We start from the raw sequence: 14,405 nt of genomic DNA, 5'->3' as shown, positions 1-14,405 counted from the left end.
CTAACATAAAGCAATAAGTTGTGTTAGTATATACTTTGAAGCAGATTAAAATAGTATAGTTGGGAGGTATTAATTTTGATTAAAGTAATTTTTGACTGTGATAATACTATGGGATTGCCAAACAAGGATGTAGATGATGGTTTAACCTTAATGTACTTAATAGGTAATAAGGCTATAGATTTGCTTGGAGTTACCACTACTTTCGGAAATAGTAATATAGAAGATGTATTTGCAGCTACTGCTAAATTGTTTAAGGATTTAAATATTACAAATATCCCTTTAAAGAAGGGGTCAGCAAAAGCTTCGGATAGAAGGAGTGAAGCGGCTAAATTTCTTGTAGATATAGTAAATAAATATCCTAATGAAGTTACTATATTAGCAACAGGTTCTCTATCTAATCTATATGGTGCCTATCTTCTTGACAATGATTTCTATAAAAAAATTAAGGAAATTGTACTTATGGGAGGACTAACTAAACCCTTGATAATCAATGGTAAAAACTTAAATGAGTTAAATTTCTCTGTTGATAATGAAGCAAGTCACAATGTTCTGCACTCTGGTGCAAAAGTCACTACGATGACGGGTCATATCTGTCTTCAAGCAGAATTTAAAAAAGAAGAGTATGAAAGATTGATGGATAATAAAGATATACCTTCTTATGTATATATCAAGGAAAACTCCTACGCTTGGTTTGAGTATTTTAGAGAATTATTTAATACTGAAGGCTTCTTTAATTGGGATATAGTTTCTGCTATATATATAACAAATCCTGAACTATTTGATGATAATTTTGAATCTATAGTTTCAGATGTAGAAGACTTAAAAACTGGATTTTTAAGAATAGATGAAAGTAATGAAAAAGGAAGTAAAATAAATATCCCTACTATGATAAAGAATGTGAAGTTGTTTAATGAATTGGTTTTTGAAGCTTGGAGTAATGTAGCTGTAGAAAATAATTGATGTAATGAACTATTAAGTGCCACACAACTGGTGCCGATAAAAATTCAAACTCCCAAATAAGCTTATCTGGGAGTTTTTCTAATATATTTATTTTACTAATTCAAATGAATATTCTTTTACACCTTCAATAGAATTTACTACGTTTTCATAGCCAAGATCTTCTAATTGCTTTGCTACTTCAGCACTCTTAGTACCAGTATTGCAATATAAAGCAATAGTCTTGTCTTTTGGTAATTTATCAAGATTTGTCTCTATAGCATTAAATGGGACATTGATAGCTCCTGCAATCATTCCTTCTTCTGCAACTTGTTTCTCTTCTCTAACATCTACTAATACAATATCTTTATTTTCATCAATAAGTTTTTGGAAAGCAGCTCCTCTTATGTCTTCGTAGTGAACTAAATCATATTCAAATTCTTTAACTCCTGCGGCATTAGTTACATCTTTAAATCCATTATTAACTAAAATCTCTGCAACTTGTCCACTTTTCTTTCCTGAATTACAGTAAGTAATAATTGGGAATTCCTTTAAATCTTCAAGCTCACTAATTCTATCTTCAAAACCTTCCACATTGATATTAATAGCATGTGGAATATGACCTTCTTTGTACTCTTCTGGAGAACGTACATCAATAATTAAAACTTTATCTTTTTCTTTTCCTGAATTTTGTTTTACAAGTTTCTCACCTGTCATTGTTTTTATTGTAGCTACATCTGAATTACCATCTGCTTGTTTTCCTTCATTTTTTGTACATGCAACTGTTAATGTCAGCGTTAACATCATTACCATTAATAAAGTAATAAATTTAAATCTTCTATTATTCATTTCTTCCTCCTTATTATATATACATTTTATATATACATTGATTTTCCTCGTTGATTATAACATTATGAATTTTTATTTTCAATTTATATAGCAAATATCTATTCATTAAATAATTGCATAGATTTATTTAATAATCTCATATTTATCGTTATAATATATCAATTACTTAAGGTTGCTTTTATCATATTTTTAAGAGTAAAATCTATACTCCAAACTTCCTTAATAACCCCTCCATAAAATCTATATCCAAGTACTCCTTTATCTTCTCAAATGTATCCATATTCTTTATTTCTTTCTTAGGATCATGGTATTCTACATAGGCATGAGCACACCAACCTAAAGCTCTTAAATATAAATAGGGAGTATAGAGATTAACTCTATCTCTTATATTTTTATCCCTTCCATTTAATCCATTAATATAGTTCTTAAAGAATTCTTCTTTTTCATCAGAGCTCAATATATAGCTTGTCTTCCACAATGTAGTAGTAGGTGCGAGAAATTGAGTTAAATCCTGAGCAGGATCACTAATCACTGGTTTTTCCCAATCAATCAAATAAGATTTCTCTCCTATGATAAAATTATGAGAGTTGACTTCCGTATTATTTATTACATACCAAGGATTATCTATAAAGTATTTCTCTTTGTCTTTATTAACATTTGCCCAATCTAAGAATTTATCAAAAAAGGATTTAACTCTTTTATCCACTATAGGACTGTCCCAGATATTAGAAAGAAGTCTTTCCCCTTCACCTATCCTAGCACTAAATATATTTTTTTCTGTTATAAAATGATTATCCTTAGCTATTTCTAAGGAGTGAATTCTCGAAAATATCCTTGCTGCCTTCATTAAATCCTTTCCATAATCAAGAGGTGCTCCTTCTAAGAATTCCATAATGAGTATCCCATAATCAAAATACATTAAAGAACCATCTACAAAGAATACCTTAGGAGTTACTGAGGATTTCTCTAAATATTTTAGAGAATTGAACTCATATCCTATTTGATTTTCTAATTGCAGCTGGCTTCCAGTATTTACTCTAAATACATATTTATTAGGAAAAGAGCTTAAGGTAAAGTTAATGTTATATTCACCCTGAGCTAAGAATTCAATTTCAAAATCTTCCTTTAAATCAAGTTCCCTTAAAGTAGTTTTTCTATTAATATTAATATATCCTTTTATTTGTTCTATCAACTTGTCCTTGACCAGTGTTCTCCCTCCATTCTTTTATAAATTTCACTGTTTTTAAAGCTATCTTGTCCCTATGACCTTCATATTTATCCATAAATGCAAATAAATCTTCCTTAGTGTCAATATCCATATATTTAGCAGCAAGACCTACCGTTAATCTTTGATTATTTGCCATATCTATGGTGGATTCCAGTACTGACTTTCCACCCCATTTTTTAGATATATGAAATATCCCCTCATTTGGTTTTTTCATCCCTATTAGGTAATATCCTCCATCATAGGATGGTCCCAGTACTATATCTTTTTCCTCTAATATTTTAAAGGAATGGAGTATATCTTCATTTTTAATATGTGGTATATCTGAACCTATTAATATTACCTTTTCATAGTCTAAAGATAATATATCATTTATTGCATTATACATTTTATTGCCTAAATCTTCTCCTATTTGGGGTAAAGTCTTAACAAACTCAGGTATTATATTTTCTATAGTATCTAATGAATTTTCAGGAGTATAGGTAAGATATATATCTATTTCTTTCAGCTTCTTGAAAGTATTGAATAAATCCTTCAAAAAAGCCATATGAAGCTCCGCACATTCATCTCCAGACATAATATCCATCAATCTTGTTTTCGTTTGTCCTGCCATTGGTATTCTTGTCATAAGTATTAGTGCATTCATTATCTCACCTGCCTGTATATTTTAGCCAATTTATCTGCTGGAGTGCCTAGCATATATAATATTTTTATTTTATGCATCAATAGGAGAGTTTTAAGTTGTCCTCCTTCTTTAAATCTTCTAGCAGAAGTTCCTATTTTTTTATCTAATACCTTCATCTTACCAAGTTTATGAATTCTGCGGGAAAATTCCCAATCCTCCATTAGTTCCATTTCCTTATATCCCATTAATTCTTCAAATATATCTTTTCTCATAAATATACCTTGATCCCCAAATATCAGTTTCAAATATTTAGCTCTTCTATTTGAAGAGTTTGATACATATCTCATAAAAGGAGTATCTAAGTCATAAAAATATAGCTTGAAGCATCCTCCAATATAACCATCTTCTATTATCTGTTCCATTTCTAATATACTATTTTTCTCTAATTTCGAATCGGAATGAACAAACCACAATATATTACCCTTTGCAATTTTTGCACCTGCGTTCATCTGTCTTGCTCTACCCCTGGTGCTGTTGATAACTATAGCATATTTTTTTGCAATATCCACAGTTTTATCACAACTACCCCCATCCACTACTATTATTTCTTTATTTCCCTCTATTTTAATTAAATTCTCCAAGTTTTCCTTTATAGTTTTTTCTTCATTCAACGCAGGTACTATTATGGACACCATAGTTTCACTTCTCCTTAAATATCTTTATACCTTCAATATCTATATCTATTGACACCTTATCTCCTACTTTATATATTTTAGAGTTTTGAGATATTATCTTTAGTTCCTTTCCTTTTATTAATACAGTATAATAAACTCTCTCCCCAGCATATTTACTAGATGCTACTATTCCTGTTAAGTCAGTGGTTTCTTCGGGATATATTTTTATATTCTCTGGTTTAATCATGGCCTTTGCTTTTTTTATATCCTCCATTTCTACAGGAAGGTTGCAAATATCGGATATAAACATATTATTTTCCACTAAACCATCTATATAGTTTTTTTCACCAAAGAAATCTGCTACTTCTATTGAAATAGGTCTTTCATATAGTTCTTCTGGAGTTCCAAATTGTTTAATTTCTCCATTGAGCATAATAGCTATTTTATCAGAGGACATCAAAGCTTCTTCCTTATCATGGGTAACCAAAATCGTTGTGATATTTAGCTTCCTTTGTATTTCTAGAGTAAATTCTCTCATATCTTTCCTTAATTTTGTATCTAAGTTAGAAAAAGGTTCATCAAGTAAGAGTACTTTTGGCTCTATGGCTAAAGCCCTGGCTAATGCTACTCTCTGTTGTTGCCCTCCCGAAAGCTTATTCGGATATTTTTTATTATATCCCTTTAGTTGGACTAATTCCAGCATCCTCTCTACTCGAAGGCTTATCTCTTTCTTTGGTATCCTCGCCATTTTAAGACCAAAACCAATATTTTCTTCTATATTCAAATGAGGAAATAATAAATAATCCTGAAAAACTATTACAGTACCCCTCTTTTCCACAGAAACATTTGCTATATCCTTATCTCCTAAAAATATTTCCCCATTATCAGCTTTAATCAGCCCTGCTATTATCTTTAAGGTAGTAGTTTTGCCACAACCAGAAGGTCCCAATAAGGAGACTACATTTCCCTCTGGCGCTTCGAAATTAATATTATTCAAGACCTTAATTTTATTAAAGGATTTCTCTATATTTTTCAAGGTAATTTTAGACATAATTATACTCCTTCAACTTATCTTTATAGAACTTATTTGTAATCCTTTCTACGATAATTAAAAATATCAAAGTAGTAAATATAAAGACTACGCTATAAACAGATGCCATCATTCTATCACCACTCTGAATATAGGGAAACATTAGCATTGAGAAGGTTATTATTCTTCCTCCTCCTATTAGAAATGTAAGGAAATATTGACTAAAGGATACTATAAAAGCCATACTTCCAGCAGAGATTATTCCAGGAAGTATCATAGGAAATGTTACATAATAAAAGGTCTGAAATCCATTAGCCCCTAAAACCCTAGCTTGCTCTTCCATTTCTTCACCTATTATTTCAAAAACACTTTTAAGGATTCTAATACTATATGGGATACAAGGTATAAGTTGTATCAATACTACTCCTAAAAAGGTATTAGCAAGCCCCATTTTAATAAACTGAAGATGTATACCCATGGCTACTGTAACAGTAGGCACTATAACTGGTGCAAATATTAGCATTTCTATTAATTTTTTCCCCTTGAATTTGTAAAGAGCCAGTGCCTTAGCTGCTGGTATAGTTATACCTAGAGTAATCATTGTCACTGCAAAGGATAAAAACATACTAAATAATAGAGTAGATAAGCTCTTTGACGATGGATTTAAAAAATAAGACCATCCTCTTAACCCCCAATTTTCTGGCAATAAATGAGGCCACGGCCAATTCTTTGCAAAGCTCCATAGAAATATAATTGCTAAGGGTAATAATAAAAAGCTTAAAAATATTCCTATTATTATTTTATATCTTAATTTAGTTTTATCTTTCATATTATCACCTGCCGTATTTATAGGCTTTTTCAAAGGCCTTATAATAAAGCCATGTAAGAATCAAAGCTATTAAAGTAATTAATATATTATATACCATGGCATATGGTCTATTTGCAAGTACTGGGTTGTTATATTCTATAAATGCCTGTACCGACAAAGCCTTAGGCTGTGTTGGTCCCAATAATAAAGGTACTTCATATGCTCCAAAGGAAAATGCAAAGATAATAATAAAGGAGGAAAAGACAGAAGGCATAATAAGAGGGAGAAGTATATAAAAAAATATCTGCCTCTTATTAGCTCCTAGATTACCTGCTACATCTGATAGTTTACTGCTGACCTTACTAAGTATGGTATAGGTTGTAAGAGCAACAAAGGGTATTTCCTTCCATAGATATGCTATTATTACACCAATTCCGTTTCTCTCGTAGAGAATAGACGGAAACTGGCTTTGATCAGTAATCAAGCCAGCTTCATATAAAATTCTCGGAAGAATTCCTGATTGAGATAAAATATTATATACTAATAAAACAGAAACTATATGGGGTACTATAATAGGTATTCTATATAGAGATTCTACCATCTCTTTTTTTCCTTTTACTTGAAGAATTGCATAAGATAAAAGTACTCCACAAACTACTGCCATAATAGATGAGGTAAAAGAAGTATAAAGGCTGAATCTAAGGGATGATATAAATCCCTTACTAGTTAATACCTCTTTATAGTATTTTAATGTAAATTCTGTTAAACCTACTGCCTTAAAATATCCTAAGCTTTGTATAAGCCCCATTATTATTCCTGAAACAAAAATGGTAATCAAAACAAATAGTATTGGAAATAGCAATAGATAGGGTTTTAATTTCTCCCTCAAATTACTCACCTTCACCTGGTATCATTTCCATCCATATTTTTTCAATTATTGGAACTAGATCTGCCTGCATCTCTGGAATTCTATGTTCTAGCAATACATCCTGAGGTAAAGTTGCCATACCTAAAGGAATAGATGCAAATCTATCTTTTTCCCCTTGACTTAATTTATCGTTATCTAGTACTGGTAAATCTCCCCATGTCTCCAGCTCATATTTCGTGGCTTGAGATTCTACATTTAATATATAGTTAATAAGAGCCATAGCTCCTGCCTTATTCGGAGCATTAAATGGTATAGCTAGAAAATGGGTATTACCTATGGTTCCTTTGTCAAATATAAAGGTTCTAGTAGATTCTTTATATTCTCCCGTTGCAATTTTTCCTGATGCTGAGTTTGGATTGTAAGTCATAGTCATCCACACTTCTCCATCTGCATACATATTATCAAGAAGAGGTGCATCCCCTGGATAAGTCTTTCCTTCATTCCATAGATAAGGCTTTAGTTCCTTTAAATATTCAATAGCCGGTTCTATAGCCTTCCTTACAGTTTCTTCATCAGCATCCATGTCCATAAATTGTTCATACCCTACTATATCACATATTATATTTCTAACAAAAGCAGATCCTGTAAAATCTGGTAATGCTGGGTAAGTAAACTTACCTGGATTTTTCTTTGCCCACTCTAATAGCTCCTTGTGGTCAACAGGAGTCTTGTCTACTTTTTCACTATCATATACCATTACCATCTGAGCTTTTCCATAGGGCGCTTCATAACCTTCAACAGGATAACCAAAATCATATTTTACATCTGGTGAATCCTTATCTACGTATTTATTGAAATTCGGTAATTTATCAGTAAAAGGTCCAAATAATAAATTGTTTTCCTTAGCAGTAAAGAAATTTTCTCCATTAATCCATACTACATCTATATTTCCTTTTTCTACATTAAGCTGCTTCTCATTTAGAAGACTGTTTAATATTTCATCTATATTCATTCCAACTCTTTTTACGGTAATATCATAGTCTTTTTTTACATTCTCTGATAAATAACCATCTATCCATGAGTTAGTTTGCTGACTGCCACCCCATCCATAGAAGGTAACAGTCGTCCCTTTTGCAGCTTCTAATAATTCTTCAAAATCTTGATCTAATATATTCCCATTATTCACTGTCTTCGTACTGCATCCAGCTAAATTAAATATTAATACTACTGATAATATAAGTAACCATAACTTTTTATTCATTGATCTTGTCTCCTTTTCCTTGAAATACTTTTTTCATTATAAAAGAAATTAAAAACAACCCTATTAATAAGCCTATAGAAATATAAAAATCCTTTGAGCCAAATACTGTTGTCTTATCTCCAAGGTTTGTATATACTATGATGCCCGGCATTGAACCTATGGTTGTGGCCAATGCAAAATCCCTAAACCTTACATCTGACAATCCTGCACTATAGCTTACTATTTTAAAGGGGAATAAGGGGATTAATCTTAACATTAAAATCAAGAAAAATCCACTATTCTTTTTATCAAATAAAACTAATTCCTTTTTTATAAACTTCTTCACCACTTGTTGCCCCAGCTTTCTAGAAATATAGAATGCTATGGCGGCTCCAATTAATGAGCCTATTGTAGTAAGTACTGTCCCCCAAAAAAGACCAAATATCATACCACCTGCTATTACCAAAACAGAATCTGGAAATAGTAGCAAAGGCAGGGAAGATAGTAATGCTACATAAATAACCGGTGCCATAATACCTTTTCCTTGAATAAACTCTTTAATCTCATTTGGTCCATAGCCTTTAAGAATATTAAATTTATTGAGCAATAAAGCTAAAGCTATTATTAAAATAATTATTGCTATTGCTTTTAATACTGAGCTTCTATCCTTCATATTTTCACTTCCCTATATTCTTTCCTTTGTACCTATTAGTCCATTTTGTTATTACCCCTTGATTTTTCTGCTCCATATTTTGAAAGCCTTCAGTGAATAATAAATCAAGTATATGGTAAGATTTCTTACCACCTCTTCTCATAGACTCTACACATTCCTGACAATAGGTGATAATATATTCTGTTTTTGCTTCTTGGGCTCTTCTTATGGTATGAGCCTCAGATACATGATTTTGAGTAACTGACACCATACCGCCTGAACCACAGCAAAGTGTTTTTCCCTTGTTATACTCCATTTCATCTATTTTAAAGCCCAGTTCATCCACTATTTGTCTTATGGAGCTGTGAATTATATCTATATCTCTGGTAGGGCATGGGTCATGAATCGTAAACTCTACATTTATGGATTTCCCAATACCTATTTTTTCTTCTGGTATTCCCACATTAGCTAGTACTTCCCACAAAGATATTACTTCTATATCCTTACTATTATTTCCTATGGTCATAAAGCAGTTTTGACATCCTGTTATTATTCTTTTAATATTCTTATCTCTAAATTCTTTTTCAAGAATAGAATAATACTCCTTAAATTTCTCATCTTTTCCCATAAATGCTGTAGGCTTTCCACAGCATTTAGTATATATTCCTATGCCCCCTATTTTAGTTCTTAGATATCTATATGTATCCTCTACTATCTTCGGACTATAAGAAAGAAGCCCACATCCTGGAAAAAATATGGTATCTGATTGTAGGTTTTGAATATTAGATGTAAATAGATTAGAGAAACTAAGTTTTTGATGTAAATCTACTCCATTTGTGTTAAGATTCCTAGCTAGTTTACCATTGCTTTGATTAACTACATCTCTCCTAAGTTCTAAGAATAAATTCTTTAAATCTACTCCCTTAGGGCATACCTTTGTACAATATCCACATAGCATACATGAGTAGGGTAAGATATAGTCAAATTCTCCATTACATTTAAGTTCCTTTAGTAATTCCTTCGGAGAATCACAGAATTTATCTAACATAGGGCAACCATTCATACATAGCTTACAGCCTATGCATTTTTCTTCCTCTTCGTTTATTATTTTTATAATTTTATCTGATATTTTCATTTATTACATCCTTTTTATTAAAGCAATGAAAGGATTGCTCCTCTCGAAGCAACCCTAACACACTCTCTAATTAATAGTTTTTTTGTTCTTCTCATTCCATATCTTTTTTATTAAAAATCCTAATGCACTAACTGCAAATAATATGAGAAGTCCCGTGACAAAGGTCTTTGCTCCACCCGTTAGCTTTTCACCTGCATAGGAGTATACTATCGTTGCTGGAAGTTGTCCAAGTCCTGTAGCCCAAAAGAAAGACCAAAAGCTCATGGAAGTCAACCCCGCAGCATAGCTAACTATATCAAAAGATATAAATGGTAAGAGTCTAGCTATTAATATTGCATAATTACCATATCTATCAAAAAAACCATCTATTTCTTCCAAAGCAAATTTAGATGTTAACCTTTCGGCAGTATTTCTTCCATATATTCTTGAAATATAGAAACATAGGGCTGCTCCTGCCATAGCAGATGTCCAAGAAAGAATTGCTCCCTTCACCCATCCAAATAATCCTGCGTTGGCAAAGGTAATTAAAAAGGCTGGTAATGGTGCAGCTACTGACTGGAATACCATAAGCAAGAATGATATTATAGGTGCCCATATACCGAAGGACAATATATACCCTTTTACTGCATCTACATCTAGCATACTAAATATAAATATAATTTGTTTTATAGCATTTCTAACTGGACTAACAAAGAAGTATATCAAAATTAATCCCAATACAACACCTAATTTAATCCATGTGGATTTTTTTATATTTTTCAAAGTATCAACAACCTTCCTGCAAATATATCTCTATTCTCCTAGAAATAGATTAGAGTCTATATATTTATCTGTATTATTTTTCTACTTCTAAATCAGCATTTCCAGACCAACTATAGAAGCTAGCATCATAGTTCCTTACGTTATCATATCCCATCATAGTTAATACTATTTGCATATGAGCAGAGCGAATACCTGCTGTACAATATGTTACTATTTCATCATCTTTGTTAATTCCATTAGAATCAAGTATATCTTTTATTTCTTTTGCTGTTTTTAAAGTACCATTTTTGTTCAAGAATTGGCTAAAAGTTATATTAATAGCTCCCGGCAAATGACCTCCTCTTGGTTCACCAAAATTTGTAGCTCCGTTATATTCATCTTTTCCCCTCACATCAATTATTACAAGATTATCCAAGTTGTCTGCCAATTCTTCAGTATCTATATTTGTCTTATTATCTAAGAATTCTATCACAACAGTTGCAGGAGTCGGTACTACATCATCTTTAGATACTTCATAGTCTTTTGACGTCCAGTATTCAAATCCGCCATCTAATATCTTTGTATTCTCAAATCCTGCTCTTCTCAGCATCCATACTATTCTTCCATCTTCTCCCCATCCATCTGGAGAAGTTGTATATACAACGATTTCTTTATCTTTCGTTATTCCGTATGCTGACAGTTTTTCAGATAAAGCTTTCGCTTCAAGAACCGTACCCCAATTAGGCTCTTTACCAGGTGCACCTTCCATATTTGAAAACTCTTGCCACATAATAGCTATAGCTCCTGGTATATGACCTTTTTTATGAGCATCTGCTCCTCTAGCATCTAATATTAGTAGATTTTCTTTTGCCATATTTTCCTTTAGCCAGTCAGCACTTACCATATAGCTGGTATCTACAAACTCTATAGTATCCTCTTCTAATTCATTTACTGATTCCTTTCCTTCTCCAACTGGAGGTTGCTGATGATTTCCTTCATCTACTACATCTTTTTTATTTGAACATCCACCAACTATTAATCCTAAGGCTAGAATAACTATTAGTATAAATTTAAATCTTTTCACCTAACCCACTCCTTTATATGACATTACTTTCACTTCTTAACACCGATTAAATTTTAACATATGAAATAATTTAAATAAAATCAAGATTATCTATAGTTTTTGTTTATATATAGATATTTTTTATATGTTCTGCAACTATTAAGTAGCTTATTTAAATAATTTTTCTAACACATTGACATTTATCTATATATAGTAATATAATTAACATATAGATATTCATCTATGTGTTATTGAATTCTATAAAATATTCTACTATAGAGAAGGGAAGTGAAGACATGAATATATCTTATACAGATTATGCGTTGCTTTTAAAGGCATTAGGAGATGAAACAAGGATTAAAATCTTTCATATGCTTTCCAGCGGAGAGCTTTGTGCATGTAAATTATTGGAAGAATTCCATATTACACAACCTACACTTTCTTATCATATGAAAACATTATGCGATTCTGGGCTTGTTAATGGAAGAAAGGATGGCATATGGATGAAATACTCCATCAATAAGGATTCCTTAGAACTATTAAAAGACTTGTTTAATGATATAGATAATCATTATGAAGAGATCTAATCAATTGTCTAATAATATTTAAAGAAGGTGAAATATATGGTTATTTTAAAATGGCTAAATACACAATTACTTAAAATGGAATGGCTTTTCAATCTAATTAAACTTCTTGTAGAAAATATTTTTGGCTTAGATATTCATAGTAGACTAGGTGGAAGCATCCACTTCTTCATCTATGATGTAATTAAGATATTTATCTTACTTTCAATATTGATATTTGGAATTTCCTATATTCAATCTTTTTTTCCACCAGAAAGAACTAGGAAGATACTAGGTAGATTCCATGGAATTACAGCAAATATCTTAGCTGCTTTACTTGGTACTGTTACACCATTTTGTTCCTGCTCTTCTATACCGTTATTCATTGGATTTACTAGTGCAGGCCTACCCATTGGTACTACATTTTCATTTTTAATTTCATCACCTTTAGTAGATTTAGCATCTATTATTCTATTGGCTAGTATATTCAATTGGAAAATAGCTATAGCATATGTTATAGTCGGTATAATCCTCGCTGTAGTTGGCGGAACAGTTATAAGTAAATTCAGATTAGAAAAATATGTGGAATCTTTTGTTTTTAACAATCCTGTACTTGATATAGCGGATCAGAAATTAGCAGTTATAGATAGAATAAACTTTGCTAAGGAGCAGGTATTAGATATTATAAAGAAAGTATGGATGTATATCTTTATAGGTGTTGGAATTGGAGCTGCCATCCATAACTATATTCCAGAATCTTTTATATCAGCAATACTAGGTCAAGATAAATGGTACTCTGTATTAATAGCTACCTTTGTAGGCATACCCATGTATGCAGATATATTTGGTACATTACCCATTGCAGAGGCATTAGTATTAAAAGGAGTAGGATTAGGAACAGCTCTATCTTTTATGATGGGTGTAACAGCACTTTCCCTTCCTTCAATGATTATGCTTTCTAAGGTTGTTAAGAGAAAGCTTCTAGGTATATTTATTGGTGTAGTTACTCTAGGAATACTTATTATAGGATATGCCTTTAATATATTTGGATATTTATTTATATGAATAAAATCCAGTCAAGATTAATTCTCTTGACTGGATTTTATTTTTACTAACATTTTCAAATCTATAAATATATACCATGTATAGATAATCATCTATCAATAAATATTGTAATTATATTTACATGTGCTATTGACAACGCTTTCCCAAGTGCATATAATTTATTATATAGACATATATCTATGTAGGGAGTGATTAAATGAAAGTTAATTATGAAGAAAACTCAAAAATTATTAAAGCATTATCAGATCCAAAGAGACTTCAAATACTTGATATATTATCTTGTGGTGAGATGTGCGCCTGTGATATATTAGAGCATTTTGACTTTTCTCAGCCTACCCTTTCTCACCACATGAAGGTTTTAATGGAGTCTAATCTAGTAAATATTAGAAAAGATGGGCTTTGGAATCACTATTCTTTAAATTTAATGGAATGTAATAAAATTATTCTATTTTTAATGAATATTATAACTGATACTGAAGATTGCATCTGTAAAGGTATATCAAAATGTGGCTGTAAATAAATAATAGGAGGGAACTAAGTATGAAAAAAATGATAATCTTTGACCCAGCTATGTGCTGTGCAACAGGAGTATGTGGACCATCTGTTGATAAGGAGCTTTTAAGAGTTGCAACTGTTATTAATAGGTTAGAAAAAAAAGGAGTATTAGTTGAAAGACATAATTTAACCAACAATCCTCAAATATTTGTGGATAATAAAATAGTAAATAAGATGTTAAATGATGAAGGTGTAGATGTTCTTCCTATTACAATAGTTGATGGAGAAGTCGTAAAAATAAAGGAATATCCAACTAATGAGGAATTTATAAAGATGCTGGAGATACCAAAGGAATATATCATGTCTGAATTAGAAGCTAGAAAATCTAAAAAGCAAAACAATGGCTGTTGTGGAGGAAAAGGATGTTGTTAAAATA

Annotated in this window: 17 protein-coding genes; 5 read left to right on the top strand and 12 right to left on the bottom strand. The window is 31.3% G+C overall.

Annotation, left to right across the window (positions count from 1 at the left end; all coding sequences use genetic code 11):
• Window positions 1–75: 75 nt before the first annotated feature.
• Window positions 76–960 carry a nucleoside hydrolase gene (locus CIW83_RS00745; RefSeq protein ID WP_094898768.1) on the top strand — a complete coding sequence of 295 codons (885 nt, stop codon included), beginning with the start codon at window positions 76–78 and terminating at the stop codon, window positions 958–960.
• A gap of 87 nt (window positions 961–1,047) precedes the next feature.
• Here the strand turns inward: CIW83_RS00745 and CIW83_RS00740 are convergent, their stop codons facing one another.
• From CIW83_RS00740 to CIW83_RS00685, 12 genes are all read right to left on the bottom strand, one after another.
• Window positions 1,048–1,785 carry a rhodanese-like domain-containing protein gene (locus tag CIW83_RS00740; protein ID WP_094898767.1) on the bottom strand — a complete coding sequence of 246 codons (738 nt, stop codon included), beginning with the start codon at window positions 1,783–1,785 and terminating at the stop codon, window positions 1,048–1,050.
• A 202-nt stretch (window positions 1,786–1,987) separates the two neighbouring features.
• Window positions 1,988–2,977, bottom strand: a complete 990-nt coding sequence (locus tag CIW83_RS00735) for a phosphotransferase (RefSeq protein WP_201259607.1) — start codon at window positions 2,975–2,977, stop codon at window positions 1,988–1,990.
• Window positions 2,949–3,656, bottom strand: coding sequence for a TIGR04282 family arsenosugar biosynthesis glycosyltransferase (locus CIW83_RS00730; protein WP_094898765.1), 708 nt, complete (start codon window positions 3,654–3,656; stop codon window positions 2,949–2,951). The genes CIW83_RS00735 and CIW83_RS00730 overlap by 29 nt, the downstream gene beginning before the upstream one ends.
• Window positions 3,656–4,330 (bottom strand): TIGR04283 family arsenosugar biosynthesis glycosyltransferase, encoded by a 675-nt coding sequence (locus CIW83_RS00725; protein WP_094898764.1) that lies wholly within the window; start codon window positions 4,328–4,330, stop codon window positions 3,656–3,658. Before CIW83_RS00725 ends, CIW83_RS00730 begins: the two co-directional genes overlap by 1 nt.
• A gap of 4 nt (window positions 4,331–4,334) precedes the next feature.
• A complete protein-coding gene (locus CIW83_RS00720; RefSeq protein WP_094898763.1) occupies window positions 4,335–5,360 on the bottom strand; it encodes an ABC transporter ATP-binding protein in 1,026 nt (341 codons plus the stop codon).
• Window positions 5,353–6,168 (bottom strand): ABC transporter permease, encoded by an 816-nt coding sequence (locus tag CIW83_RS00715; RefSeq protein ID WP_094898762.1) that lies wholly within the window; start codon window positions 6,166–6,168, stop codon window positions 5,353–5,355. The genes CIW83_RS00720 and CIW83_RS00715 overlap by 8 nt, the downstream gene beginning before the upstream one ends.
• 4 nt (window positions 6,169–6,172) lie before the next feature.
• On the bottom strand, window positions 6,173–7,036 hold the full coding sequence (locus CIW83_RS00710) for an ABC transporter permease (protein ID WP_094898761.1): 864 nt from the start codon (window positions 7,034–7,036) through the stop codon (window positions 6,173–6,175).
• A 1-nt stretch (window position 7,037) separates the two neighbouring features.
• Window positions 7,038–8,276: an ABC transporter substrate-binding protein gene (locus tag CIW83_RS00705; RefSeq protein WP_094898760.1), complete on the bottom strand. Its 1,239-nt coding sequence runs from the start codon at window positions 8,274–8,276 to the stop codon at window positions 7,038–7,040.
• The gene (locus tag CIW83_RS00700; protein ID WP_094898759.1) at window positions 8,269–8,928 is read right to left on the bottom strand and encodes a TVP38/TMEM64 family protein; all 660 of its coding nucleotides are present in this window, start codon (window positions 8,926–8,928) and stop codon (window positions 8,269–8,271) included. Before CIW83_RS00700 ends, CIW83_RS00705 begins: the two co-directional genes overlap by 8 nt.
• 4 nt (window positions 8,929–8,932) lie before the next feature.
• Complete coding sequence (locus tag CIW83_RS00695) at window positions 8,933–10,042, bottom strand: (Fe-S)-binding protein (protein WP_094898758.1); 1,110 nt, start codon at window positions 10,040–10,042, stop codon at window positions 8,933–8,935.
• 66 nt (window positions 10,043–10,108) lie between these two features.
• Entirely contained in the window at window positions 10,109–10,804 is a 696-nt protein-coding gene (locus CIW83_RS00690) for a TVP38/TMEM64 family protein (RefSeq protein ID WP_201259606.1), read from the bottom strand.
• 73 nt (window positions 10,805–10,877) lie between these two features.
• On the bottom strand, window positions 10,878–11,867 hold the full coding sequence (locus CIW83_RS00685) for a sulfurtransferase (RefSeq protein ID WP_094898757.1): 990 nt from the start codon (window positions 11,865–11,867) through the stop codon (window positions 10,878–10,880).
• 275 nt (window positions 11,868–12,142) lie between these two features.
• On the opposite strand from CIW83_RS00685, the gene CIW83_RS00680 reads away from it, so the two are divergent.
• From CIW83_RS00680 to arsD, 4 genes are all read left to right on the top strand, one after another.
• Entirely contained in the window at window positions 12,143–12,433 is a 291-nt protein-coding gene (locus CIW83_RS00680) for a helix-turn-helix transcriptional regulator (protein WP_094898756.1), read from the top strand.
• A gap of 36 nt (window positions 12,434–12,469) precedes the next feature.
• On the top strand, window positions 12,470–13,474 hold the full coding sequence (locus CIW83_RS00675; RefSeq protein WP_094898755.1) for a permease: 1,005 nt from the start codon (window positions 12,470–12,472) through the stop codon (window positions 13,472–13,474).
• Window positions 13,475–13,670: 196 nt separating this feature from the next.
• A complete protein-coding gene (locus CIW83_RS00670) occupies window positions 13,671–13,994 on the top strand; it encodes a metalloregulator ArsR/SmtB family transcription factor (protein WP_094898754.1) in 324 nt (107 codons plus the stop codon).
• A 20-nt stretch (window positions 13,995–14,014) separates the two neighbouring features.
• Window positions 14,015–14,401 carry an arsenite efflux transporter metallochaperone ArsD gene (arsD, locus tag CIW83_RS00665; RefSeq protein ID WP_094898753.1) on the top strand — a complete coding sequence of 129 codons (387 nt, stop codon included), beginning with the start codon at window positions 14,015–14,017 and terminating at the stop codon, window positions 14,399–14,401.
• Window positions 14,402–14,405: the final 4 nt, after the last annotated feature.

Origin of the sequence: Tissierella sp. P1, assembly GCF_002266425.1 — a bacterium.
In the GTDB taxonomy this organism is placed as follows: Bacteria; Bacillota; Clostridia; order Tissierellales; family Tissierellaceae; genus Tissierella; species Tissierella carlieri.
This window is presented reverse-complemented; position numbering and strand designations above follow the sequence as displayed.

Bases quoted from the DNA above. Each gene is read 5' to 3' on its own strand.
- CIW83_RS00700 (WP_094898759.1), bottom strand. From the start codon at position 8,928: ATGAAGGATAGAAGCTCAGTATTAAAAGCAATAGCAATAATTATTTTA.
- CIW83_RS00730 (WP_094898765.1), bottom strand. From the start codon at position 3,656: ATGAATGCACTAATACTTATGACAAGAATACCAATGGCAGGACAAACG.
- CIW83_RS00680 (WP_094898756.1), top strand. From the start codon at position 12,143: ATGAATATATCTTATACAGATTATGCGTTGCTTTTAAAGGCATTAGGA.
- CIW83_RS00720 (WP_094898763.1), bottom strand. From the start codon at position 5,360: ATGTCTAAAATTACCTTGAAAAATATAGAGAAATCCTTTAATAAAATT.
- CIW83_RS00670 (WP_094898754.1), top strand. From the start codon at position 13,671: ATGAAAGTTAATTATGAAGAAAACTCAAAAATTATTAAAGCATTATCA.
- CIW83_RS00725 (WP_094898764.1), bottom strand. From the start codon at position 4,330: ATGGTGTCCATAATAGTACCTGCGTTGAATGAAGAAAAAACTATAAAG.
- CIW83_RS00740 (WP_094898767.1), bottom strand. From the start codon at position 1,785: ATGAATAATAGAAGATTTAAATTTATTACTTTATTAATGGTAATGATG.
- CIW83_RS00715 (WP_094898762.1), bottom strand. From the start codon at position 6,168: ATGAAAGATAAAACTAAATTAAGATATAAAATAATAATAGGAATATTT.
- CIW83_RS00675 (WP_094898755.1), top strand. From the start codon at position 12,470: ATGGTTATTTTAAAATGGCTAAATACACAATTACTTAAAATGGAATGG.
- arsD (WP_094898753.1), top strand. From the start codon at position 14,015: ATGAAAAAAATGATAATCTTTGACCCAGCTATGTGCTGTGCAACAGGA.
- CIW83_RS00695 (WP_094898758.1), bottom strand. From the start codon at position 10,042: ATGAAAATATCAGATAAAATTATAAAAATAATAAACGAAGAGGAAGAA.
- CIW83_RS00705 (WP_094898760.1), bottom strand. From the start codon at position 8,276: ATGAATAAAAAGTTATGGTTACTTATATTATCAGTAGTATTAATATTT.